The sequence below is a fragment of the Muricauda sp. SCSIO 64092 genome, assembly GCF_023016285.1.
GTDB lineage: Bacteria > Bacteroidota > Bacteroidia > Flavobacteriales > Flavobacteriaceae > Croceivirga.
Genome location: NZ_CP095413.1, coordinates 1,138,990 through 1,163,927, shown reverse-complemented (window position 1 = coordinate 1,163,927; position 24,938 = coordinate 1,138,990). Strand labels below are relative to the sequence as shown.

At 43.2% G+C, this 24,938-nt stretch carries 17 protein-coding genes and 1 tRNA gene; 13 read left to right on the top strand and 5 right to left on the bottom strand.

The window, feature by feature from the left end; genetic code table 11:
- Positions 1 to 17 precede the first annotated feature (17 nt).
- Together L0P88_RS04845 and L0P88_RS04840 are read right to left on the bottom strand one after the other, a co-directional pair.
- A complete protein-coding gene (locus L0P88_RS04845; protein WP_247133492.1) occupies positions 18 to 1,304 on the bottom strand; it encodes a hypothetical protein in 1,287 nt (428 codons plus the stop codon).
- A gap of 129 nt (positions 1,305 to 1,433) precedes the next feature.
- Positions 1,434 to 2,426 (bottom strand): isoaspartyl peptidase/L-asparaginase family protein, encoded by a 993-nt coding sequence (locus L0P88_RS04840; protein ID WP_247133491.1) that lies wholly within the window; start codon positions 2,424 to 2,426, stop codon positions 1,434 to 1,436.
- Positions 2,427 to 2,539: 113 nt separating this feature from the next.
- On the opposite strand from L0P88_RS04840, the gene L0P88_RS04835 reads away from it, so the two are divergent.
- The 3 genes from L0P88_RS04835 to L0P88_RS04825 all read left to right on the top strand — a co-directional run bounded on the left by L0P88_RS04835 (position 2,540) and on the right by L0P88_RS04825 (position 4,914).
- Entirely contained in the window at positions 2,540 to 3,259 is a 720-nt protein-coding gene (locus tag L0P88_RS04835; protein ID WP_247133490.1) for a copper homeostasis protein CutC, read from the top strand.
- A 34-nt stretch (positions 3,260 to 3,293) separates the two neighbouring features.
- The gene (locus L0P88_RS04830) at positions 3,294 to 4,529 is read left to right on the top strand and encodes a metallophosphoesterase (RefSeq protein ID WP_247133489.1); all 1,236 of its coding nucleotides are present in this window, start codon (positions 3,294 to 3,296) and stop codon (positions 4,527 to 4,529) included.
- 88 nt (positions 4,530 to 4,617) lie between these two features.
- Entirely contained in the window at positions 4,618 to 4,914 is a 297-nt protein-coding gene (locus L0P88_RS04825) for a thioredoxin family protein (RefSeq protein ID WP_158776921.1), read from the top strand.
- 27 nt (positions 4,915 to 4,941) lie between these two features.
- Here L0P88_RS04825 and L0P88_RS04820 read toward each other — a convergent pair whose 3' ends face one another.
- Complete coding sequence (locus L0P88_RS04820; RefSeq protein WP_247133488.1) at positions 4,942 to 8,283, bottom strand: DUF2723 domain-containing protein; 3,342 nt, start codon at positions 8,281 to 8,283, stop codon at positions 4,942 to 4,944.
- Between the two features lie 172 nt (positions 8,284 to 8,455).
- Here L0P88_RS04820 and L0P88_RS04815 point away from each other — a divergent pair.
- The 7 genes from L0P88_RS04815 to L0P88_RS04785 all read left to right on the top strand — a co-directional run bounded on the left by L0P88_RS04815 (position 8,456) and on the right by L0P88_RS04785 (position 18,628).
- Positions 8,456 to 8,527 (top strand) — tRNA-Gln (locus tag L0P88_RS04815).
- 355 nt (positions 8,528 to 8,882) lie between these two features.
- Positions 8,883 to 10,163, top strand: a complete 1,281-nt coding sequence (locus L0P88_RS04810; protein WP_247133487.1) for a cation:proton antiporter — start codon at positions 8,883 to 8,885, stop codon at positions 10,161 to 10,163.
- A gap of 118 nt (positions 10,164 to 10,281) precedes the next feature.
- A complete protein-coding gene (locus L0P88_RS04805) occupies positions 10,282 to 12,642 on the top strand; it encodes a TolC family protein (protein ID WP_247133486.1) in 2,361 nt (786 codons plus the stop codon).
- 21 nt (positions 12,643 to 12,663) lie between these two features.
- Positions 12,664 to 13,749, top strand: coding sequence for an efflux RND transporter periplasmic adaptor subunit (locus L0P88_RS04800; protein WP_247133485.1), 1,086 nt, complete (start codon positions 12,664 to 12,666; stop codon positions 13,747 to 13,749).
- Between the two features lie 22 nt (positions 13,750 to 13,771).
- Positions 13,772 to 16,885 carry an efflux RND transporter permease subunit gene (locus tag L0P88_RS04795; protein WP_247133484.1) on the top strand — a complete coding sequence of 1,038 codons (3,114 nt, stop codon included), beginning with the start codon at positions 13,772 to 13,774 and terminating at the stop codon, positions 16,883 to 16,885.
- Between the two features lie 2 nt (positions 16,886 to 16,887).
- The gene (locus L0P88_RS04790; RefSeq protein WP_247133483.1) at positions 16,888 to 17,970 is read left to right on the top strand and encodes an adenylate/guanylate cyclase domain-containing protein; all 1,083 of its coding nucleotides are present in this window, start codon (positions 16,888 to 16,890) and stop codon (positions 17,968 to 17,970) included.
- Entirely contained in the window at positions 17,963 to 18,628 is a 666-nt protein-coding gene (locus L0P88_RS04785; protein WP_247133482.1) for a potassium channel family protein, read from the top strand. The genes L0P88_RS04790 and L0P88_RS04785 overlap by 8 nt, the downstream gene beginning before the upstream one ends.
- 323 nt (positions 18,629 to 18,951) lie before the next feature.
- On the opposite strand, the gene L0P88_RS04780 is transcribed toward L0P88_RS04785, so the two are convergent.
- Complete coding sequence (locus L0P88_RS04780) at positions 18,952 to 19,938, bottom strand: IS110 family transposase (protein ID WP_247130984.1); 987 nt, start codon at positions 19,936 to 19,938, stop codon at positions 18,952 to 18,954.
- A 390-nt stretch (positions 19,939 to 20,328) separates the two neighbouring features.
- Here L0P88_RS04780 and L0P88_RS04775 point away from each other — a divergent pair, with 390 nt between their 5' ends.
- Positions 20,329 to 22,158 carry a pyruvate kinase gene (locus tag L0P88_RS04775; RefSeq protein WP_247133481.1) on the top strand — a complete coding sequence of 610 codons (1,830 nt, stop codon included), beginning with the start codon at positions 20,329 to 20,331 and terminating at the stop codon, positions 22,156 to 22,158.
- A gap of 103 nt (positions 22,159 to 22,261) precedes the next feature.
- Here the strand turns inward: L0P88_RS04775 and L0P88_RS04770 are convergent, their stop codons facing one another.
- Positions 22,262 to 22,906, bottom strand: a complete 645-nt coding sequence (locus L0P88_RS04770; RefSeq protein ID WP_247133480.1) for a hypothetical protein — start codon at positions 22,904 to 22,906, stop codon at positions 22,262 to 22,264.
- 299 nt (positions 22,907 to 23,205) lie between these two features.
- On the opposite strand from L0P88_RS04770, the gene rimP reads away from it, so the two are divergent.
- The gene (gene rimP / locus L0P88_RS04765) at positions 23,206 to 23,667 is read left to right on the top strand and encodes a ribosome assembly cofactor RimP (protein WP_247133479.1); all 462 of its coding nucleotides are present in this window, start codon (positions 23,206 to 23,208) and stop codon (positions 23,665 to 23,667) included.
- A 13-nt stretch (positions 23,668 to 23,680) separates the two neighbouring features.
- Positions 23,681 to 24,913 (top strand): transcription termination factor NusA, encoded by a 1,233-nt coding sequence (gene nusA / locus L0P88_RS04760; RefSeq protein ID WP_247133478.1) that lies wholly within the window; start codon positions 23,681 to 23,683, stop codon positions 24,911 to 24,913.
- The last annotated feature ends 25 nt before the right edge of the window (positions 24,914 to 24,938 follow it).

Sequence of the window (24,938 nt, the reverse complement as noted above, 5' to 3'; positions counted from 1 at the left end):
CTTTTACCATTGAAAAATCAAAGATTTCCGTGATAATAAAAGGGGATGGTCCATTCCTTGGAATTCTCATTTGCTCCATTTTTTACAATTTTCAATTGGTGCTGTCCCCTGGCTTGGTCCGATAGGTCAATATATCCCAAAATACCGAATTGCCCCGTTTGTGGATGGTCGTATTTGATAAATTCCACAGTAACCGGTCTCCCGTCAATGGCCACGAAATGATTTTGTTGATAGCAGGAGAGGTAGTCTTTCCATAATCCTTGCATTGCAGCGTTATCTTCTTTCAACGAATTTTTTGGTTTTTCGATACCGCAAGCTTGCTCAAAATGGTCAAGTTCATTATCAAAAATGGGAATAAAAAGGCGCATCACCCTTTTTTCAATAACATCGGAGTCAATTTCCGGAGTAAGCAAAAAGGAACTTTCGCTGTTGTTGGTGTTGTAGAAATACGCATATGTTTTAAAGGAATCCTTTGGCGCCTTGTGACGGACCAAGTGGAACAAATTGGTTTTCTGCGCTTGAAAAACCGATAAGCTTGCCCCTGCTATGAAGAACAACAGTACCAAAGTAACAAGGCTCTTTTTTCGCTTGAAATTTGAACCAAAGATTATACTCACCTGGAGAAAGTTTTTTGCCAAAGGTCCCATGAGTATCAAGCTCGAAATCTTCACTACCCAAAAAAACAAATGCTGTAGGCGGGCATTGGGTTTAAGTTTTTTGAGATTCGCAAAAATGTTCAAAATGGTTTGTGCCACTAAGAGTAGTGCAATTAAGGCAATGGGTATTAAAAGCACCTTTACAGGGACAATACCCTTAAGCTTGTTGAATATAAAGAGATACAGGGCACTAAAAACGGTAATGTAGGTGTAGAGGCCCAGTATGGTAAAAGCGGCCGAAAATATAACACTGCACAATTCATCAATGGAATCAATGCTTTTGGACAATTTTGGAAGATAGTCCGTCATCTTTTTGGTATAGATTTCGGAATAGGCGCTATCTTTTATGCTGTAGTCCGGAAATACGGAATTCAATCCCACCAGTCCAATCCAATAGGAACGAAGAATGAAATGGATGATGAACATGGTGGCCAGGATACTAAAGGCCAAAATGCCCATAAATGCTATAAAATAGCCTATAACATACTGGGTTTCGTTTAGTTTATTGATCAGAAAATCAATTAAAAAATCGATTAGGACAAACGATTGAAAAATTCCATAAATCGCTACCGCGGAGACCAGCAATTCTGCTTCCCAACTTTCGTCTTTTAGGCGCTGAAGCCATGATTTGGATGATGATTCTGTCATAGGGTAATGGGTATAAAGTATTGGTTGGCGACCGAACCCCTAAAATTAGTAAGGGGGCTAGGCACTGGAAAAAAGGAAATCATATGTGTTAAAAATCGATGTCAAATCCGATGTGGAGCAATCCCGTTTTTATGGTTTTAAAAAACTACCGGGTTCAATGTTCTCATGACCATTTTTGGAATACACCCGATAACTGAAGCCGGGATGGATACAATAGCCTCCCGTTTCCCCGTTTTTGTTGATGGCAATATAGCCTACCTGAAAGTCTTTGTGCCCGGGATTGCCTTTTACAATTCGGTGTACTGCTTCTTCGCAGGCCTCTTGTGGGGAACGTCCTTGGCGCATAAGTTCCACGACCAGGAAACTCCCCACCGTTTTCACCACTTCCTCACCTTGGCCTGTTGCGGCAGCCCCCCCAACTTCATTGTCCACGAACAGGCCAGAGCCAATGATTGGGGAATCCCCGACCCTTCCGGCCATTTTGTAGGCCATGCCACTTGTGGTACAGGCCCCGGAAATTTCGCCTTTTTCATCAATGGCAACCATTCCAATGGTATCATGGTTCTCAATATTGATGACCGGCTGGTATTTGGATTCCTTTTTCCACTCCTCCCATTCCAAGCGCGACTTTTCCGTGAGGAGGTTTTCTTTGGGAAATCCCTGCTCAAAGGCAAATTGTTCTGCCCCTTCTCCTGCCAGCATGACGTGGGGGGTATCTTCCATTACTTTTCTGGCTACTGAGATGGCGTGGGTCACATTTTGTAGAAAGACTACGGCACCACAGTTGCCATTTTGGTCCATGATGCAGGCGTCCAAGGTCACTCGGCCTTCCCGATCAGGCCGTCCACCCTTGCCCACGGATTGGTTATTGGTGTCGGCCTCTTCCACTTTGGTGCCCTGTTCCACGGCATCCAATGCCGTTCCACCATTATTCAGCACTTCCCAGGCCTTGGCAGTGGCATTGGGAACATCCCATGTTGCAATTACAATGGGTTTTCTTGCCGGTACCGAAATGGGTATTTCCTTTTCTTCTGGTGTATTCTTACAGGAACTGAATAAAGGGGCGGAAACAATGCCCGCAGTAGAAAGACTTGATTTTTTTAGGAACTTACGTCTACGCATGGATTCATATTTGATTCCAATATACTATTTTGGCATGGATGCACCTATCTTTGGACTCCCATCTTTCATTTTTACGAAGACCAGTGGTCAATGGGAATTATTAAAACCAGGAAATGCTAGTAGAAGTCTGTGCCAATAGTTTACAATCTGCCCTTAATGGGCAACGGTCAGGAGCCCATAGGATCGAACTCTGTTCAGAGCTTGGGGTAGGTGGTATAAGCCCGTCCCATGGCCTCTTGACACTGGTAAGGGAACAACTGACCATTCCCATCCATGTGCTGATCCGTCCCAGAAGTGGACATTTTACCTATTCGGAATCCGAGTTTCAGGTCATGATGGCCAATATTGCCTTTTGTAAGGAATTGGGGGTGGAAGGAATTGTTTCCGGGGTTTTAAAGGCCGATTCCACTTTGGATTTGGAAAGGACCCGCGAACTGGTGGAGTGGGCCAAACCACTACATTTCACCTTTCACCGTGCTTTTGACTGGGTGCACCATCCAGAGACCGTATTGAAACAACTTGAGGGGATGGGTGTCGATACCGTTTTAACTTCCGGGAAACAAACCACGGCCGAAAAGGGACTGGAAAACTTAAGGAAATGGCAGAAAACGACAAAAATGACCCTAATGGCAGGCGGTGGTGTGAATCCGGAAAATGCCATGCGATTTAAGGAAGCAGGGCTTTATGCGCTACATCTTTCAGGAACGGCCTTTGGAAACAAGGTTTCCCTGGACCAAAAGATTTCCATGAATTCCAGCAAGCACTTGGCGGAACATCATGTGGCCGTAACGAATTCGGAAGTCGTTCGTCAAATAGTTCAACTCGTCAAATAAGCCTAAAAGAAATAGCTTTGTAAAAAGAATTGTTATGACCCGATTTATCGTCATTCTTTCCATAGTTTATATTGCCTTGGCCATTTATGGTTTCCAGGCCTTTAAAACACTTTTCAAGACCCCGTGGGTCCATTTGGTCTATGTCCTGGCATTTGTATCGGCCTGGGGCTATATGATATTTAAATTGGTCACCTATGAACCGGGTTCTGCAATGCGTGGGGGTATTGCCATAGCGGGAGGTATCTTCTTTTCATTCTTTCTATTGGCCCTTTTTCTGGGCTTCTTTTTATTGTTGGAGGATGTGGTACGTTTATCGGTTTATGGATTCAACAAGATTTCCGGCGTCTCCGATGAAAGTGCAACGTTCTTTCCCTCCAGGCGAAAGTTTGTAAGTGCCATTGGACTGGGACTGGCTGCACTGCCTTTTGGGGCATTGCTTTATGGGATGTACAGGGGAAAATACAATTACCAGGTGCTCACCTATGAATTGGAGTTTGAGGATTTGCCGGAAGCCTTTGATGGGTACAGGATTACCCAAATCTCCGATGTGCACAGTGGTAGCTTTGATAATGCCAAGAAGGTGGCCTATGGTGTGGATTTGGTGAATCGGCAACAAAGCGATGTCATCCTGTTTACCGGGGATTTGGTCAATGACCGCGCTACGGAAATGGAGCCCTGGGCCGATACATTTGCCAAACTGGAGGCCAAAGATGGGGTGTTTTCCGTATTGGGGAACCACGACTATGGGGATTATACCCAATGGCCATCGGCGGAAGCCAAGGCCAGAAATTTGGAAGACCTAAAACAGTTACAAAAGGAAATGGGTTTTGATCTGTTGTTGGATGAACATCGTTACCTGGAACGCAACGGGCAACGGATTGCCTTAATCGGTGTTGAAAACTGGGGTAGGGGACGTTTCAAAAAGGCCGGTGACCTACAAAAGGCAAAGCAGGGGGTCCGAAAAGGGGATTTTAAGATTTTAATGAGCCATGATCCATCCCATTGGGAAGATGAGGTGATTCATGACGATTACCATTTTCATTTGACCTTGAGCGGGCATACCCATGGGATGCAGTTTGGAGTGGAGATTCCCGGTGTGGTTAAGTGGAGTCCCGTAAAATGGCGTTATAAGTATTGGGCCGGGGTCTACAAGGAGCTGGATCAATTCATCAATGTAAACCGTGGATTTGGTTTTATTGGTTATCCAGGGCGTTTTGGGATTTGGCCAGAGATTTCGGTAATTACGCTTAAGAAGAAAGGTTTAACGTGAATTTAACCTAAATCAAGGGGTTAAAGGGCCTACTTAAGGTACCTCTTTAACAAATTTTGTTACTTTTGAGTTAGAAATGCGTTAACATATGTCCAAATTCGGTGAACTTATTGACTTAGACATCCCTGTGCTGTTGGATTTTTATGCGGATTGGAACGAACAGTCCACATCCATGCATCCGGTCTTACGTGATGTTGCTGCCGCCCTTGGTGATAAGGGCAAGGTCATCAAAATAGATGTTGATAAGAACAAGGAGCTTTCCCAAGCCTTACGAATTAAAGGTTTACCAACCTTAATGATTTACAAAAAAGGGGAAATGGTATGGCGCCAAAGTGGCGAGCAGGATGCCAATACACTCATTGGAATACTGAACGAATACACTTAGGACACTTTTAGTTTTTCCTTTACATTTTTATTGCCCTTCATCATCCACTAAAAGGGAATCTGTGGTATTGGGGACGGTATCCAATGGAACACTGTCCATTACATCCGGATCCGGGCCAAAGGTTTCCTCATAGTATTCTTCGCCGTCATCCACAAAGTCATCAAATAGGCTTATGTATTCTTTAAGGGTCAAGGACTCTTTTTCTGAGTATTCCATATCCGTATTGTCCGATAGAATGTAGACAATACGTTGATACGCTTCCAAATTGGTCAAAATATCCTCAATTTTTGCATATTGCTCATCCCTTGGAATTCCTGCATAGTATCTTAACCGCTCTTGATATACTTTTTTCAGTTTTTCAAACAATTCCCTGGCCTTTTGCTGCTCACCAACTTTGTAATAACCATCGAGAAAAGGTTCGACAAAGGTGTAGAAGCCAAAACGCTCAAAGGGCATATGGGTCATGGCCAGATCAATAATGTCCTTGGCCTTGTCAATCTTTCCTTCCGCAATAAGTTGCTCGCTCAATCGCGCCAGGTTACTTCTATAGGACAGTCCCTGGGAGCGCGTCTGGGGATCATGGTAAATGTCCAGGTCGGAAGAATTGCCCCACTCCCATTTTTCAACAATTTCGTACATCAGGTCGGTATCGATCCGTCCCATATCAAAAGGACTCCTGTTTTCGGTTTTAATGGGTACCAGTTTATAGACCAGGCCGTCCAACTGGAGGTAATCCTTCATCCATATATATTCAGCACTGTCAAAACTTCCCCCTGAGAAATAGATAGGCCGTTTCCAGTCATTGTTGGCCAGAAGATCCAACATCAGGATACGTTGTTTGGTCAGGGCGCTTTCGGGAAGGTCAATATCAATATAGTCCACAATCAAAGCACTGTCCTTTTCCTTGACCAGCCCACTTTCCAATACATTTTTTTTATTGACCGGGACCCTGACCTTATTGGTGGGGTAATACACAATTTCCAATGTGCTTGCCGGATAGTCACTTACTTCCCTTCCCTGTTTCTCGAACAAATGTTTGAATTTGGTCTGAGGTTTGTCACTGCCCACCCAGTTCATGAAATCCTTAATGTTCCATCTGCTTTCGGTGATGGGCTGAAAATAAATGGCATCACGGGTTCCATAACTGTATTTGTCATGGGTAAGTTGAGAGGGAATGGGGTCACTCTCATAGGCCCTTCGCTTCATTTGGTCAATATACCAGTCCGTCGCAAAAAGACTGGTGTTCACAACACGAACATCTGTGCGGTGTCCTTCAATTTCCTGTGCATACCAAAGTGGAAAAGTGTCATTATCCCCAATGGTGAACAAAATGGCACCCGCATCTTCCTGACAGGAATCCAAATAGGCCTTTGCCGTGGAACGGGCGGTATACCGACCGGAACGGTCATGGTCGTCCCAATTCTGGAAGGCCATCAATACCGGTACGGCCAATAGGCAGAGTATGGTGGCCATAGGGGCCGCCAGTTTTGGCTTGAGTAGTTTTTTGATTTCCTCAAACAATCCATAAACCCCCAATCCTATCCAAATACAGAAGATAAAGAACGAACCCACCAGGGAATAGTCCCGTTCCCGGGGTTGAAAAATATAGGGATTGGTGTAAAACTGAATGGCGAAGCCCGTGAACATGAAAAACACAAAAAGCACCCAGAACTGTTTTGGGTTACGGGAAATTTGAAATACGATTCCGATGATACCCAACAACAGCGGCAAAAAGAAATAGGTGTTTCTTGCCTTATTGTCCAGGACATCACTGGGAAGGTTTTCCTGACTGCCCAATCGCAGGGCGTCCAAAAATTTGATGCCACTCAGCCAATGCCCATTTTCATCGTACCGTCCCTGCACATCATTTTGCCTACCTACAAAATTCCACATGAAATAGCGCATGTACATATAACTCCACTGAAATTCAAGAAGGTAATTTAGGTTTTGTCCCAAGCTCGGGGGTTGCACATCGATATAGTCCGAAAAACTTCTAAGGAACTGCATGTACTGTTCCGTATCGATTTCCCCCTGGGCGTCCAGTTGTTTAAACTGGTTTACGGCGTCCCTAAGTTCATTCTGGGAAATGTATTCCGGCTTTATCCTAAAATTTAGCCGTCCAAAATAGCGCATATAATTTTCTGCATGCTGCTCACTCCAAAGTCGTGGAAGGAGACCTACATGTTTTTTATTGGGACTTTGTAAAGCATCCTTATAGCTGTTTACAATGACATACTTACCCAAGGTTTCGTCTTTTTCATATTTGGGTTTATCGTCCATATCATCCCCAGGGGGTGCAAAGGAATTGGAAAAATAGGCACCGTAAAATGGGCTTTCCACTCCGGGGTACTGTTCCCTGTTGTAATAGGCCAATAGCGATCGCGCATCCTCCGGATTATTCTCGTTGACCACGGTTTTTGCATTGGCACGTATGGGCAATAACAGCCAGGAAGAGAAACCAAGGATAAGGAACATGAGACAGAGCGTGATAAGGTTTCCTATCTCAAAACCATTTTTTCTGGTGTAGCGCAAGGCAAAATAGAACACGGCCAAAAACACCATGCCCATAATCAGGGTCCCTGAATTGAAGGGAAGTCCCACTTCATTGATAAAAAACACTTCACTCCAACCGAATAGTTTCAGTACATAGGTCAGGGAGAACTTATAGACCAACATTAAAATCCCCACGACCAGGATATTGGCCACCAAAAAGTTTTTGACGGTGGTCTTTTTATACTTTTTGAAATAATAGAGCAATCCTATTGAGGGGATGGCCAAAAAGCCCATAAATTGGATACCGAAGACCAGGCCTACCACAAAACAAATGAGCAACAACCATTTGTTCCCCCGTTCGTTTTCCAGGTTGTCCACCCATTTTAATCCAAGCCATAACAGCAGGGCCATAATAAAACTAGCCATAGCGTACACCTCGGTTTCCACGGCATTGAACCAAAAACTGTCGGAATAGGTAAATGCCAGGGCGCCAACCAAACCACTTCCAAAAATGGCCATGGCCTTACTATTGGAAACCTTTGATTTTTTGGCAATCAGCTTTCTGGTGAGATTGGTGATGATCCAAAAGGTAAAAAGTACGGCAAACGCACTGGAGACCACAGATACTATATTGACCATTAGGGCAACTTTGGAAGCCTCGCCAAAGGCGAACAGGGCAAAAACCGCCCCTATCATTTGAAGTAAGGGTGCCCCTGGTGGGTGGCCTACCTGTAATTTAGCGGAGGTGGTTATGTATTCGCCCGCATCCCAAAAACTCCCTGTAGGTTCAACGGTAAGAAAATAAGTAATTATGGCAATGGTAAAGGAAACCCATCCCAAGATGGTGTTCCATTTTTGATAATTTTTTGCAAACATGCGGTACTTGGTTGTCCAATCGGGGCGAATTTACCAAAATTACCATAGACAATTCACCACTTTAGTAAAAGGTTTAACACAAAGGTTTTGGAATGTGGTTAAAATAATTTGGTGAGCTAAAAGTTTGTCTTAAATTTGCACGCTCAAAAGTGAAATGCTTTTGATGGTATTTTGGCCTATGGTGTAATTGGCAACACTACTGGTTTTGGTCCAGTCATTCTAGGTTCGAGTCCTAGTAGGCCAACGGAGTTGGACAAACCCATTGCTCTCGCAATGGGTTTTTTTATGCCATAAAAGTTGGGCAGGAAATTTAGCCGAGGTAGCCAACAAAGACCTTAACAATTTCGCTGGTGTCTTTGTTTATGGCACTGTCCGTAATCCTACTTTCTACTGGAAAACCATTGGGTACCCATAAATCCAAAGGCAAACCTCGTTTTGTTTAATTTATGAATAGGTTTATGGGTTAAAATGTCATCTTTTGGTCGGTATTCGTTAAACAGAATTGCCACGGCAAATTTTTTCTAAAAATTCTCTTAAAATAATCCGTACTTTTCAAAAAATTTAAGGTCCCCCGTTTAATTATTTGGTTTTACATCTCGATGGATTATTTTGTCATAACTAGTATCCTCGTCTTTCTATCTGCGGTATTTGGATATATCAACCTGCGCTTTTTTAAGTTGCCCAATACCATTGGGCTGACTTTGATAACCATTTTGTTTACCCTTGCGGTTTTTGCACTGAGCTATTTTGATGCCACCTTGCTGGAAGCCGAACGCTTTATTATTTCCCAAATCGATTTTAAGGTTGTTCTACTGGATATTATGCTGAGTTTTTTGTTGTTTGCCGGGGCTTTGCATACCGATTTGCAAAAACTAAGGGAACAACGTTGGCCAGTTTTGGTCTTTGCCACTTTTGGGGTATTGGTTTCCACATTTTTAGTGGGAACAGCCGTTTTTTACTTGTTGATGGTACTGGGACTTGAGGTTGCGTACATCCATTGCCTCCTTTTTGGGGCCCTGATTTCGCCGACCGATCCCATTGCGGTACTGGGCATTTTAAAAAAGGCCGGAGCGCCGAAGAAGTTGGAAATCAAAATTGTAGGGGAATCGCTTTTTAATGATGGTGTTGGAGTGGTCATTTTTCTTACCATTTTTGGAATGGCAAACGGTAGCGAATCCGGTTTTTCACTTGCCGGTATTTTGGAGCTGTTTGGTGTGGAAGTGTTTGGAGGATTGTTATTGGGCCTATTGCTTGGATGGCTCACCTACTACTTTCTCAAAAAAATTGATGACTATAATATAGAGGTCATCATCACCTTGGCAACGGTGATGACAGGTACCATGATCGCAACACACCTCCATGTTTCGGCTCCATTGGCCATGGTCGTGGCCGGATTAATGCTGGGCGGGAACAAAACCCGGGAACGTGCCATGTCAAAACTTACGGAAGACTACGTGGACAAGTTTTGGGAACTCGTGGATATTTTATTGAATACCATTTTGTTTGTTCTCATTGGTATGGAAATGTTGGTGTTGGAATTTAATACCGTTTACATTTATGCTGGACTATTGGCCATCCCCATTGCACTGCTCTGTCGTTATCTTTCCTTGATGGTGCCGGTGAAACTATTTCAAAAACGATTGGATTTTGTGCCCAATACTACCTTGATCATGACCTGGGGCGGGTTAAGGGGGGCTATTTCCATTGCATTGGCTTTGGGTTTAACACAATCCATGGGACGTGATTTATTTTTGGTAATGACCTATATCATCGTAATTTTTTCCATTTTGGTACAAGGACTTACCGTAGAAAAACTAATAACAAAATTGAAATTAAAACCTATCGAGAATGCATGGACGTCCAACAAAACCAGAAGGTAGTGTTCTTTTCCATTGAGAAAATCCATGGTATTGGCAGAGATGTTGTTTCGCCAAAAAAGGGTTTGGGAGTAAGGAAGATCGTCTAATGAATTCATTGTATTGAAATAGAAACCATTATATGAAGTCTATCAAAATTTTTGCTGTCCTTTTATGCTTCATGGCAAGTCTATGCCAAGCCATTGCCCAGGATAAACGCACCTATAAAGTGGGGATCCTGGTAGATAGGACAAATCCGGAAGTAGCGCCTTTAATCAATAAATTAAAAAATGAGGTAAAGGCGGTGGTCGGTGAAGATGCCATCATTGTTTTTCCTGAGGAGGCCATTCTGATCAACAATTTTGATTTGGAACGGGCCAGAAACAATTACGAGCAACTTTTGGCCAGTGATATCGATATCATTTTGGCCTTTGGGGTACTCAATAACGAAATAATTAGTCCGCTGGCCGTCCATCAAAAACCTACCATATTGTTTGGGGCGGTAAATAGGGATGTGCAACAATTGGATCTTTCCAAGGCCAATTCCGGAATTGAAAATTTCACCTATTTGATAGAATCGGAATCCTATCAAGATGATTTGAACCGATTTAAAGAGCTCAGTGATTTTAAAAACCTGGGTATTGCCATGGATACCCAAATTGCTGAAATCTTGCCCCTTAAGGAAATCTTTGATGCCGAACTGGCCCGGCTGGAAGCCGATTATCGCTTGATACCCTTTGAGTCCGTTGATGATATCATTGCCAACCTGGATGGGATCGATGCCTTTTACATGGCCGGTGGTTTTTTTATGACCACGGAAGAAAAGAAAGTCTTGGTCCAGGAACTTCTTGAACGCAAATTGCCGTCCTTTACCGTCAACGGTCCGGCAGATGTGAAATTGGGCTTTTTGGCCACTTTACAGTCCGAAGAGAATTTGGACCAGTTCTTTAGGCGTATTGCCTTAAATATTGAAGCCTATGTCACGGGCACCCCAATGGCTGAATTGCCTGTTTTCATAGATTACAACCCAAGGTTGACGATAAACTATAATACCTCTGATACCATAGGATTTCCCATGAAGTACAGTTTGATTGGGGAAACGGATTTTGTTGGTGAGTTCAGGAATGTCCTGTCCGAAAAAGAATATGACCTTTTAACGGTCATTAATGAAGCCTTGGAGCAAAATCTGTCCATTCAGTCCAATCAAAGAGATGTGGATTTGGCCTCGCAGGACGTAAAAACGGCCACGAGCAATTACTTACCATCCCTTACCGCTTCCGGTACGGCGACCTATGTGGACCCAGACCTGGCGGAAATTAGTAATGGACAGAACCCGGAGTTCTCAACTACAGGAAACCTTACACTCAACCAAACCGTTTTTTCCGAGGCGGCCAATGCCAATATTACCATTCAAAAGAAATTACAAAAAGCGCAACAGGAAGATTTTAACGCCTCCCAGTTGGATTTGATTTTCGATGCGGCGAACGCCTATTTCAATGTGTTGATTCTTAAGGCAAATACACAAATACAGGTGCGGAACGTGGATTTGACCAAAAGGAACCTTGAGATATCCCAGCAGAATTTTGAAGCTGGGCAGTCCGGCAAGTCCGATATGCTTCGTTTTAGAAGTGAAATGGCCCAGAATACCCAAGCCATGGTCGAGGCCATTAACCAATTGGAACAAGGTTTTTTATTTCTAAATCAGATTTTGAACAATCCTTCCAATCTGGAAATTGATGTCACTGATGTGGGCTTGGACGAAGGAATTTTTAAGGAATATAACTACAACGATCTTTTTGCTTTATTGGATAACCCCAGCCTTCGGGAACCATTTGTGGACTTTTTGATTGAGGAAGCCTACCGAAATGCCCCTGAACTAAAGTCCCTGGGGTATAGCCTTGAGGCCACCGATCGAAACATCCGATTAAACGGCTACGGTCGTTTTTTGCCCACGGTTGCCCTGCAAGGGCAGTATAGCTCCACCTTTAATCGTTCCGGGGCGGGGAGTACCGTTCCCCCGAACCTGGGGTTTGGATTGGTGGATAATTTTTATACCGCCGGTGCAAGTATCTCCATTCCCATCATCAATCAGAATTTGAATAATATCAACCGGCAGACGGCACTTATCCAAAAGGATCAATTGGAGATCAACAAGGATAATTTGGAGTTGGGCATTTCGGTAAACGTTAGAAACGGGGTGTTGAATTTGGTGAACCAAATGTCCAATATTCAATTATCGAAAATATCTGAAGAAACGGCAGCCGAGGCCCTGGAGCTTACTCGAGCCTCCTATTCCGAGGGAGCCGTTAACATTGTTCAGTTATTGGATGCCCAAAACAATTATTTAAACGCCCAACTGGCCAGAGCGAACGCGGTGTATAACTTTTTGATCAACGCCCTACAACTGGAGCGGTTTCTGGGCTATTATTTTCTGTTGAACACACCAGAAAAAAATAACGAGTTCAAACAACGTTTTTTTGAATTTCTGAATAACCAAAATTAATTGACCAAAAACATTTGGAACATGAAAAGAATACAACAATTCGGTTTTTTATTAGCATTGAGCATGCTTTTGTTTTCCTGCGGAGCCGAGGAAAAGAAAGAGGAAAAATCGCTTCGTCCCGTAAAATATATGGAGATTGGTTTTTTGGGGGGAGAGAAGTCCCGAACGTTTAGTGGTACGGCCAGAACGGATAAGATCATCAATCTTAGCTTTAGAAATTCCGGTATTATTACACAGTTCGATTTAAAACTGGGCCAGAATGTGAAAAAAGGCCAATTATTGGCCAAATTGGACAACGTACAGTCCCGTTTGGCTTACGAACAATCAATTACACAATTGAACAGTGCGGCCTCCCAAGTAAATACGGCCAAATTAAGTCTCAACCGTGTTCGAACACTTTACGAAAAAGGAAGTACCTCCCTAAGTGATTTTGAAGCAGCCAAAAATTCCTTTAGGAATGCGGAAGAGAGCTATAAGTCTGCAAAAAGGGGTGTGGAAATCCAACAGGAGCAGATCAATTATGGCTATATCTATGCGCCCGAAGATGGCACCATAGCTTCTGTTTCCGCCGAAATAGATGAGAATGTAAGCCCGGGACAGTCCGTTGCCGTTTTAAATGCCGGTACGGATATGCAAATTACCCTGGGTATTCCGGAAAGTATCATTAATGGGGTACATCCCAATATGGATGTCGTAGTGGACTTTACCTCCATAGCGGAAGACCAGTTTAAAGGCAGGGTATCGGAAGTGGCCCCTGCCGTGGATGCCAATACGTCTACTTATCCGGTAAGGGTTATCGTCACCAATCCCAGTGATGCGATAAAGAGTGGCATGGCGGCCAACGTTACTTTTGATTTTGGCGATTACGATTCAAGTGACAACGTTTTGGTTGTTCCTGCCCACGCCGTGGGAGAGGACAGTAACGGACGTTTTGTTTTTCTGGTGGAGGGAGAAGGGGACACGGCCAAAGTAAAGAAGCAGGAAGTTCAATTAGGTAATTTAACCGCCCAAGGGTTTGAAGTAACCTCTGGTCTTTCCTCGGGACAAAGAATAGCAATTGCGGGATTACAGACCCTTTTGGACGGCCAAGAAGTTAGGTTGCAATAAAAATACCATAACCATCCACCCAATGAATTTAGCAAAATTCTCAATCGACAAAAATCGCATCACCTTTATGGTGCTGGCAACGATTATCCTGCTGGGGATCAATATGTATTTCAGCTTATCCCAAGATAGTATGCCACCTTACACCGTCCGCGTGGCTACGGTGGTTTCCCAGTTTCCTGGGGCCAGTCCTGAACGGGTTGAGCAATTGGTCACCGACAAAGTTGAAAAAGTGGCGCAGGAGCTTCCGGAGCTTAAGGAAGTAACCAGTACTTCACGGACCGGGCTCTCTGTGGTAAGTGTTTCGTTAAAGGACGAGGTCTCGCCAGAAACGCTCCAGTCCGTCTGGGACCGTTTACGTCGGAAATTGAATGCTATTGAAGGCCTTCCATCGGGAGTAAACCCTAATTTAAATGATGATGGCATTGGTGATGTTTATGGCATTGTTGTGGGCTTAACATCAGATGGGTTCAGTTATTCGGAAATGAAGGACTTTGCCGATGATATCAAGGACGATTTGATCAAACTGCCCGATGCTGCCAAGGTGGAACTGGGCGGAGTGCAGGACGAACGCGTTTTTGTGGAATTCGATAATACCCGCTTAAAGGAATATGGCCTATCGGCTTCCAAGTTGCAACAAAGCATTGGTGCGACCAATATTTTAAGTTCCGGGGGACAGATCAATGTGGGGGATGAGCGTATTATTTTGGAGCCTACCGGTAATTTCGATTCCGTTGAGGATATCCAAAATATGTTGATTGCCGTAGGGAACGGGTCCCAATCGGTAAAACTTGGTGATATTACCTCGGTAACAAAAGGATATATCGATCCTCCCAAACAAATTGTCAGTGTTGATGGAAAAGAAGCCATCACCATGCATGTTAACCTCAAGGAAGATAAAAATATTGTTTACCTGGGCGAAGCAGTAAATCAAGTGGTGACCCAATGGCAAAATCGCCTTCCGGTCGGTCTGGAATTGACCAGAGTGTCCTCTTTGGATGATTACATAGATGTAAAGGTGAGTGATTTTATGGTGAACCTCATGCAATCCATAAGCATCGTATTGGTGGTCATGCTTGTCTTTTTGGGTTTCCGTACGGGATTCGTCATTGCCAGTTTAATTCCGATTGTGACCATCATGACCTTGATGCTCATGGGCATTATCAATATGGGATTGAACCAGGTAACCCTGGCAGCGCTTATTATGGCATTGGGGATGTTGGTTGATAATGCCATTGTAGTGGCCGAAACCATTATGGTAAAACTCGAGCAGGGTGTGGAAAAGTATAAGGCCGCAATAGAAGCCTTTTCCGAGTTATGGATGCCATTATTGATTTCCACTTTAACCACCTCAGCGGCATTTTTGGCCTTCTACCTATCGCCAACAACCATGGGAGATATTGTTGGGCCCATTTTTGTGGTGATAACCATAGCGTTAATGTCGTCTTGGTTAATCGCACTTACCGTAATTACCATGTTTTGCTACATGTTTCTAAAGGTAGCGCCCAAGGGTGAACAAAAGCCCAGCCTTGTGGATCGCGTTATCAACTCGGCCAAGGGCTATTATAAGGATTTGATATTATTGGCGCTAAAGCATAAATACAAAGTTATTGTGGGCATTTTTTTGGCTTTCTTTCTTTCACTGTACGGATTTGGTTTTATCCCATTCATCTTTTTCCCGGACAGTGATCGTAACATGATTACCATTGACATTAATCTGCCCGAGGGTAACAAAATAGAACGCACCACCGATGTGGTGAACCAAATAGAAGGCTTCATGGCAGATTCCCTTAAAGTCAATACAGAAAGGGATAAAGGCATTGTAAGTTGGTCCTCTTACATTGGGGAAGGACCCGAATCTTATGATTTGGGCTACTCCCCGGACGAGGCCAATTCAAACTATGCCCATATTTTGGTAAACACCACTTCCTTTGAAGAAAATGCCGAAATGGTAAAACGGCTGGATGGCTATTCCTTTAGAAATTTTCCGAATGCGGATATCAAGGTAGGGTTATTGGGTTCTGGCGGTGGAGGAACCCCGATAGAAATTAAAGTATCCGGACCGGAACCGGACGAACTTTCCACCATTGCGGAAAGTGTAAAGCAGAAGTTATCGGGAGTGGATTTCACGAAGAATGTTAAGGATGACTGGGGCCCAAAGAGTAAAAAGTTTTTGATTGAAATTGATCAGAACAGGGCCCAGAATGCGGGCATTACCAGTTCTGATATTGCCACATCGCTACAAACAGTTTTGGACGGTTTTCAAACCGGTGAGTATAGGGAGGACAATAAATCCATACCTATTGTCATGCGGAGTGGCGATAGCCAGCAACAAACCCTGGCTTCCTTGGAAACCTTAAATGTGTATTCGCAAAACAGTGGTAAAAGTGTACCCCTGTTACAAGTTGCCTCAATAGTACCTACTTGGCAATATGCCAAAATAAAAAGACTGGACTTGAGGCGTACCATCAATATAAGCAGTGAATTGCGCGAGGGCGGCAATGCTTCCGCAATCATGTCAGTGGTCACTCCTTGGTTGGAAGAACAGGTCAATGGGGCGTGGCCCGCCGGATATACCTACGAATTGGGAGGCGATGCCGAGCAAACCGCAGAGAATATGGGTCCCATTATTGGCTATCTTCCTATTTCCGGATTTATTATTGTATTGCTATTGATCATTCAATTCAATTCAGTGCGTAAAATGACGATGGTCGTGCTAACCATTCCCCTTGGGATAATTGGGGTGGTCATTGGACTGTTGGTCTTTCAGGAAGCTTTTGGGTTTATGCCCTTTTTGGGCGTCATTTCCTTGGCCGGTATTGTAATCAATAACGCCATTGTCCTCATTGACCGTATGGAGGTGGAACTGGCCGCGGGTAGAACAAATCAGGATTCGGTCATTGCGGCTTGCCTACAACGGTTTCGACCCATATTATTGTCCACTTTTACAACGATTTTGGGGTTGGTGCCCCTCTACCTTTCCGGGGGTGAAATGTGGGAAGGAATGGCCATAAGTATTATGATTGGACTCCTATTTGGCACCATTATCACCTTGCTATTCATACCTTCGCTTTACAGTGCCCTTTTCAAGGTCAGTTATAAAGGGTATCAATTTAATGAAGCACTTTTGGATGGGTAGTAATGAAGCAACGAAATAAGGACCTGAAAAAGCTTTTGAAACAGCTTGGGCAGTCAATTGTTTTTTGGATGATTGCCATGGCACTTTTTGCCATTTTTAGATATTACGGCCTCGCCGAAGAAGAAGGGATATTCACTCCTGCTGAGTATAGCTTTTCCAGGGCGTTGTCCATGTTCACACTGTTTGGGCTACTTATCGGTGTTGTCGGTGCATTTATTGAATTCGTTCTGGATAAATACCTCTCCAAAAGAGTCTCCATTGGACTCAGTTTAATCATAGGTTTCCTTGTTTACCTCATTACCACAGTGATACTTTCCACCCTGGTCATTGAAATCACCAATCTGGTGTACGACATGGGAATCAACAATAAGAAAGGGTGGTGGATATTCGACAGAACGTTCTGGGCCATCATCCTATACATTGCCATAGCTGGCTTGGTGTTATCGTCCATTCAAATTGCGAATGACAAATTTGGTAAAGGGGTTTTCTTGAAAATGCTCTTTGGAAAGTATAAAGAGCCGAAAGAGGAGAAGCGTATTTTCATGTTTTTGGACCTCAAATCTTCCACGGCAATAGCGGAGCAATTGGGCCATTTGAAATATAGTCAACTCATTCAGGATTGTTTTTATGATTTGAATGAAGTAGTGCCCAATTATGATGCGGAAATCTATCAATATGTTGGTGATGAGGCCGTACTAAGTTGGCCTTATGAAAAAGGGTTGTCGAACAACAATTGTGTGAAACTTTTCTTTGCCTTCAAACAAAAATTATCAACAAAAAAGGACTACTACACCAACAAATATGGGGCCTTTCCTGAGTTTAAGGCCGGTTTGCACGGTGGCGTGCTGATGGTGGCCGAAGTTGGGGTGGTCAAAAAGGAAGTAGCCTATCATGGGGATGTCATCAACACATCGGCCCGTATACAGGCAGAGTGCAATTCGTATAAAGTACCGATTCTTATTTCTGAAAAACTATTGAAGGACCTGATTTCAGATGATTTTTTTTCCACAAAGTATCTTGGCGATGTGCTCTTGAAAGGAAAGCAGAAAAAAGTAAACATCCATACGGTAATTACCAATGCTTGAAAAATTGTACCATAGCCGTTTTGAATTATTTCTGTCCAGCCAGGTGGCCATTTTGTTCGGCTCATTGATTATGCCGGCCGCTTTGTTCGAAACCGTTTTGGATCCCATACTTTTTTTGATCAACCTACTTGCCGGGATATTGCTTATTTCCAAAAAACCGAGGTTAATGTGGTTCTGTGTTGGAGTGCTGGGCCTAAGCGCAATTGTGTTCATTGTTTCAATATTGTTGGGGAAAGCATCAAAGGAATTGGGCTTTCTTCGTTTAGGGGGCTATTTCCTGTTCTACCTGGTGGTTTCCTTTGAGATAATCAGGCAAGTCTGGTATGCCAAACGCGTAAACAAAAATGTAATATTTGGATTGGTCAGTGGATTTATCTCCTTGGGTCTTATCGGGTTTTTTATATGCATGAGCATAGAAATGAGCACTCCCAATTCCTTTCAAGGCGCATTCCTGGGAATGCCGGAACGGCCGGAGTTTGTGGCGGAACAGTTGATGTATTTTAGCTTCATAACGTTAATGACCATCGGTTACGGGGACATCATTCCAATCACCAGTCTAGCTCAAAAAGCAACACTTTTAATAGGATTGTTAGGTAATTTTTATCTGGTGATCATTACTGCCGTAGTTATAGGCAAGTTTATTAACCAATCCAAATAATTGGTATCAATCCTTTGAAAGCAGGGAAATAATTTTCACATGGCCATTTTTTCCATTTTGGTCATCTGCCCAGGATTGAAAATGCCGACTTTACCGTTTTTTTATGAAGACTTCATGTAAATTTCACATAGTTGGACTTACTTTGACCGGCTAGACAGGTGCCATATAATAGTAATATAACTCAAGTTCGGCATAATTTGTTATCAACCAAAATCCGTCAAATTGAGTGGTTTTTCGTAATAAAGTGAAGAAAAATTGTATCGAAATTAGGATTTTGCAAGAAAATCACTTGCCTGCCTGTATTCTAAGGTTTATCCAAATTTTCAAGCTGCATATTTTGCTAAATTTACATATGGCTTGTCCCGCTTGACCACGGCAAAAGTTCGGCTTACTATTTTATTACGTATCACATTGATTGTTGACATTTTGGATTTACCGGCTTTCAACCTCCGCTGGTAATACATTTTTATCTCTGGATCATGCTGTAATGCGGTAGCTGCTGCTTGTGATAGCAAGGTTTTTATTGTTCGGTTTCCCAAGGTACTTATCCTGGTTTTGCCTTTTATACTCGTTCCTGATTGATGCTCAAAAGGCGCAATTCCGGCATAACAAGCAAATTGTCTCCAGGTTTTAAACGCTTTAAAGTTATCGGTTGCGGTGATTAGTGTTACCGCCAGGATTAAACCGACTCCCTTGATAGAGGTGATATGCTTAAAGGTTCGAGTGATTTCTTGATTTTGTTGGATCTGAGTTCTTATAAGTTTTTCGATCTGAAGGATTTCCTTGGTCAAAAATTGTATGATCTGTTGCGCAGAAACAAGTATGGGATCATCCGGGGATACCTGCAGCACTTTTTTTTGCTCGGTGATTTGGTTGAGGTGGGCTGTTCTTTGCCGTACAAGTTTAGCACGGTAAGTTAATAAGTTCTTCAGCTTTAATAATGATGTGGCCGGAAGTTGATAGGGGGTCAACTCCTTTTCGAACAAAAAGGCATAACGCGCAATAGCTTGTGCATCGACCTTGTCATTCTTTCCACGTTTAATACCCAGAGACCGCTTGAGTTCCAACCCAGAGATCACAAAATAGGTAAACTGATTTTGTTGCATAAATTCACAAAGTTTTAAGCTATAGATACCCGTGTGCTCAAAACAAAATACAGGTTCAGTTTCTTTCAATTGTCTTTTCGCCCAGGCTAATAATTTAGAGAACCCAGTGAGGGTATTATCAAATACTTTGTGCGCTTTGCCATGATAGAGGTATACATCGAGGGTACTTTTTGAAACGTCAATACCGATAAATTCTTTTTTCATTGTACATTTGAATTAGGTTAATGATTGCCAGGGGACTAAGACTCTTAATAGACCTTGATATCTAAAATTCCAACTGGTTCCGGGCAGTCTAAAAGTTAAGGATGGGACTAATACAGGCAATGGATCTTATCTAGCCGGCAAGAAAGTTCACCCATCCTTTTCTTTTTTAAGATACTTCGATTTAATAATACAAACCTAAGAGCCGGCTGCAGGGCAGGCAGGTTTTTCGATACATTTTTGCTATCGCAAAAACACTCAAAATGACGTAATTTTCTTATGTCGAACCAACGTTAATATCGTTCATCAGCGAAGGAATATCACGTAACTTCCGTTGGTATTGGTTCAGAAAGCGATAACTAGGAGTTCAAAAATGGCAATCGTACAAGGGAAATGAAAATAAAAAAGACAATCGTTTTAGGGGTTATAGCGCAATTGGACGCCATCATAGCCAAAATGAATGAAGATGAAGAGCGTCTAAAAGAAACTTTGGGGGATGTAAGCCCCTATCATGAAAAAAGCGCCCAAAACCTTGCCAATTATGGCTCTTTCCGAAGTTTTGATGTACGGAAAATGCAAGAACACCTTAAAAATTTAGGTCTTACCCGTTTTGCCAATGCCGAAGGGCATATCAAAGCGAGTGTGCTCACAATTCGCTATCTCTTGGGTCTTACCGTTGCGGAACATGAAAAAGAAGCCCTTAAGGGGCAATGGTCCATAAAAAAAGGGAAAAAAATATTGGCGAGAAACACTAAAAACCTACTGGGCGAGGGCGTTAGCGAAAGAAGGGTTCGGATTATGGTCACACAACCCAGAGAGGCCGCTGATGACTACGAAATGGTAAAACAAATGATTGAAAAAGGAATGGATTGTGCCAGAATCAACTGCGCACATGATTCCCAGGAAGTTTGGTCAAAAATAATATCCAATATCAAAAGGGCGGCACAGGAACTCAACAAAGAAGTGAAAATTGCCATGGATTTGGCCGGACCCAAGATACGTACCGGTAAGATTGTCCCTGGACCACAGGTATTGCGTTGTAAACCGAAAAAGGATGCCTATGGTAAGGCAATGGAACCAGGTACGATAATCCTCGTTCCAGAATCGGAATATGTGCCATTGCCAAACATGCTTCCCATGAAGTCAGGTGATTTGGAAAAATTGCAGATCGGCCAGGTACTTTCCTTGGTGGATGCAAGGTCAAAACACCGACAACTTAGGGTAACGAACTGCAACAATACCAATGTGGAGGCCGAAACGATGCAAACGATTTACTTTGAACCTGGTTTGGTCCTTAATGCGACTACCGATGAAATGTTGGAATTGACCGTTGGGGAAATCCCACCAAAGGAAAACGCCCTGGTACTTAAGGTCGATGACGAAATACGTATTCATAAAGAGGATATCCTGGGGACTCCTGCCGAGTTTTCGGACGAAGGTGTATTGACACAACCCGCGATGATATCCTGTCAACTGCCCGAAGTATTCGCGTATATAGAGGAAGGGGATCGCGTATTCTTTGATGATGGCAAAATAGCTGGTGTTATTACTGAGGTCAACGAAGTTCATTTTAAAGTAAAAATTACGTTGGCCAAAGAAAATGGATCCAAGCTTAAAGCGGAGAAGGGCATTAACTTTCCCGATACCCAATTGGGCTTCTCAGGTCTGACCCTTAAGGATAGGGAAGATCTTGTGTTCGTTTCCGAAAATGCCGATATCGTAAACTTTTCCTTTGTCAACCGCCCTGAGGATGTTACGGAACTCTATGATGTACTCAAGAAGCTCAATGCATTCGAGTATATGGGAATCATACTAAAAATTGAAACCCAATTTGCATTTGAGAATTTGGTTCCCATCCTTCTTGAGGCCATGAAAACGGAAAATGTTGGCGTGATGATAGCGAGGGGTGATTTGGCCATAGAAACAGGATGGGAAAATATCGGTCAGGTCCAACAGGAAATCGTATCCATTTGTGGAGCTGCCCATGTACCCGTTATCTGGGCCACGCAGGTATTGGAAAACTTGGCCAAAAGTGGCCTGCCATCACGTTCAGAAATCACCGATGCCACAACAGCCTTAAAGGCGGAATGTGTCATGCTCAACAAGGGTCCTTACATCAATGAGGCCATTAGCTTACTCAACACCATACTTTCCAAGATGGAAAGCTCGCAGCATAAGAAGGAATCCATGTTGCCGCGGCTTAAATCTTTAATGATCCAATGAACACCTGGATGAAAAGGGGTTTGGCCATGATCGGAATCAAAGGGTTTGCCCTCTTAAGAAAGGAACTTATTTTGAGGTGATCGGTGAAACCTAAAGGCTGCCGTTAGTTGTCAGTGGAAATGCTGCTTTTTATCAGGGCATTCGTTAAATCCTTGGCATACTTGTTCACGGTATTGGTTAGGTTGGATGGGTCTTTGGCCTCAAAACGTCCTATCCATTGGAGGTTATCGCCAGAATCTTCCGTAAGTCGGTAAAGACTACTCTCAAAAACATATTTCGTACCGCTTCTCAACTGGTCCGGTTCCCATCTTGTGACCGGATAATAGACCAGATAACGACCAAACCTTCCTGCCCGTGTTGGAACATAGGCAGTGGATGTGTTTCCTGGAATAACATCGGTGTATTCTTCGGTATTGATTAAATTGGTAACGATCACACCGTCATAACCATTGGCCATGAGGGTTTTCTTTAAAGTGGCCAATTCGGTCTCGGAATACTTCCTGTTTAAATCAATGATTTTATTGGCCGCATGGGACGCGGTTCCTTTCACTCCCGCTTCCTTCAATTCGGAAACCACACTGTTTTCAAATTTGATTCGAGCGGTATTGTCCTTTGACCGTCCCACAACAAGTATCTTTTCGTAGGGTTTCTTGGTTTTGCCCACATTTTCTGAACTGGTCAAATACGAAGAACATGCAGAAAATAAGAGGACAACGATTGTTCCTGTAAAAACGGTTTTTCTTTTCATGGAAGCTATAGTTTCAGGTTAGAGCCTGTTTGATAAATTCCCAAATAGGCTCTTAGTTTGATGGTGAAAATACTAATTTATCCTTTCGCTTAGACCTTCCAAAATCCAATTTTAATGGTAAGCATTGCCTTTACAATCTTCCCATTTGGATCCGAAAGATAAATGGCGGATGGTGTTGGTATTTTTTGTACACCCACAAATTTTGCAAAATGTAGAAATATCCTATATTTGCACCACGCAAGTGATATACGAGGTATTCATGAGGGGACTACAGGTCCCCTCTTTTATTGCTCAATTTTATGTTCGCGGAAAAGGTTGGGGACTTATTGAAAAAGGCTTTGGAAAAGCGGCAGGACCTCTTTTTGTTGGACTTTACCATTGGTGGGGACAACATCATAAAAGTGGTTTTGGATGGGGATAATGGTGTCTCGCTCAACGATTGTATGGAGATAAGTCGTGCCATAGAGCACAACTTGGACAGGGAAGAGACCGACTTTTCGTTGGAAGTGACATCCGCAGGGGCTACGGCACCGCTTGTTCTTCCAAGACAGTACAAAAAAAATGTGGGCCGCAGTTTGGAAGTAAAAACTGAAGGCAGGAGCATAGAAGGAAAATTGACCGAAGTAAATGACAACGGCATTACTTTGGAGTGGAAAGCAAGGGAACCCAAACCAGTAGGTAAGGGAAAGCATACTGTTGAAAAAAAACAGGAAATTGCCTTTTCAGCGATTGAAGGGGCTAAGGTTGTATTAAAATTTTAATGGCAGGATAAAAATGGAAAATCTGGCGCTTATTGAATCCTTCTCGGAGTTTAAGGATGATAAGTTTATTGACAGGGTAACGTTAATGGCAATTTTGGAAGAAGTCTTCCGGAACGCCTTAAAAAAGAAGTTTGGCTCGGATGATAATTTTGACATCATCATCAATCCGGATAAAGGGGATTTGGAAATATGGAGGAACAGGATTGTTGTGGAAGACGGCGAAGTGGAAGAGCCCAACGAGGAAATTTCGCTAAGTGAGGCCCGCAAAATAGAACCGGATTTTGAGGTTGGTGAAGATGTGTCCGAGGAAGTAAAGCTAATGGACCTGGGAAGGCGTTCCATTTTGGCACTTCGCCAAAACCTAATTGCCAAAATCCATGAGCATGACAATACCACCATTTACAAGCAGTTCAAGGATTTGGAAGGTGAAATCTATACAGCAGAAGTACACCACATTCGTCACAAGGCAATTATTCTGCTGGATGATGAGGGCAATGAAATCATTATGCCCAAAGACAAACAAATTCCATCGGATTTCTTCCGGAAAGGGGACAATGTGAGGGGGATAATCGAGAGTGTGGAACTTAAAGGGAACAAGCCTGCCATTATTATGTCCAGGACTTCCCCCAAATTTTTGGAACAGTTGTTCTTCCAAGAGATCCCCGAGGTTTTTGATGGGTTGATCTCCATTAAAAAAGCGGTTCGAATACCAGGGGAGAAAGCAAAAGTTGCCGTTGATTCCTATGATGACAGAATAGATCCCGTGGGAGCTTGTGTCGGTATGAAGGGGTCCCGGATTCACGGTATTGTTCGGGAATTGGGAAATGAAAATATAGATGTCATCAACTGGACCAACAATTCCCAGTTAATGGTGACCAGGGCATTGAGCCCTGCTAGGGTCACTTCCGTGAAACTGGATGATGAGAAAAAAACGGCCCAAGTATACCTTAAACCCGAGGAAGTATCCAAGGCCATAGGTAGGGGCGGCCACAATATACGTTTGGCAGGACAATTAACAGGTTACGAAATAGATGTGTTCCGTGAAGGTGTCGAAGAGGATGTGGAACTAACGGAATTTTCGGATGAAATCGATTCCTGGATTATTGAAGAGTTCAAGAAAATCGGACTGGATACCGCAAGGAGTGTATTGGAGCAAGATGTGGACGATTTAATAAAGCGAACCGACCTGGAGGAAGAAACGGTAAATGAGGTAGTGCGCATCCTTAAAGCCGAATTTGAAGATTAAAGTATATTTGCACACAATTTAAAGG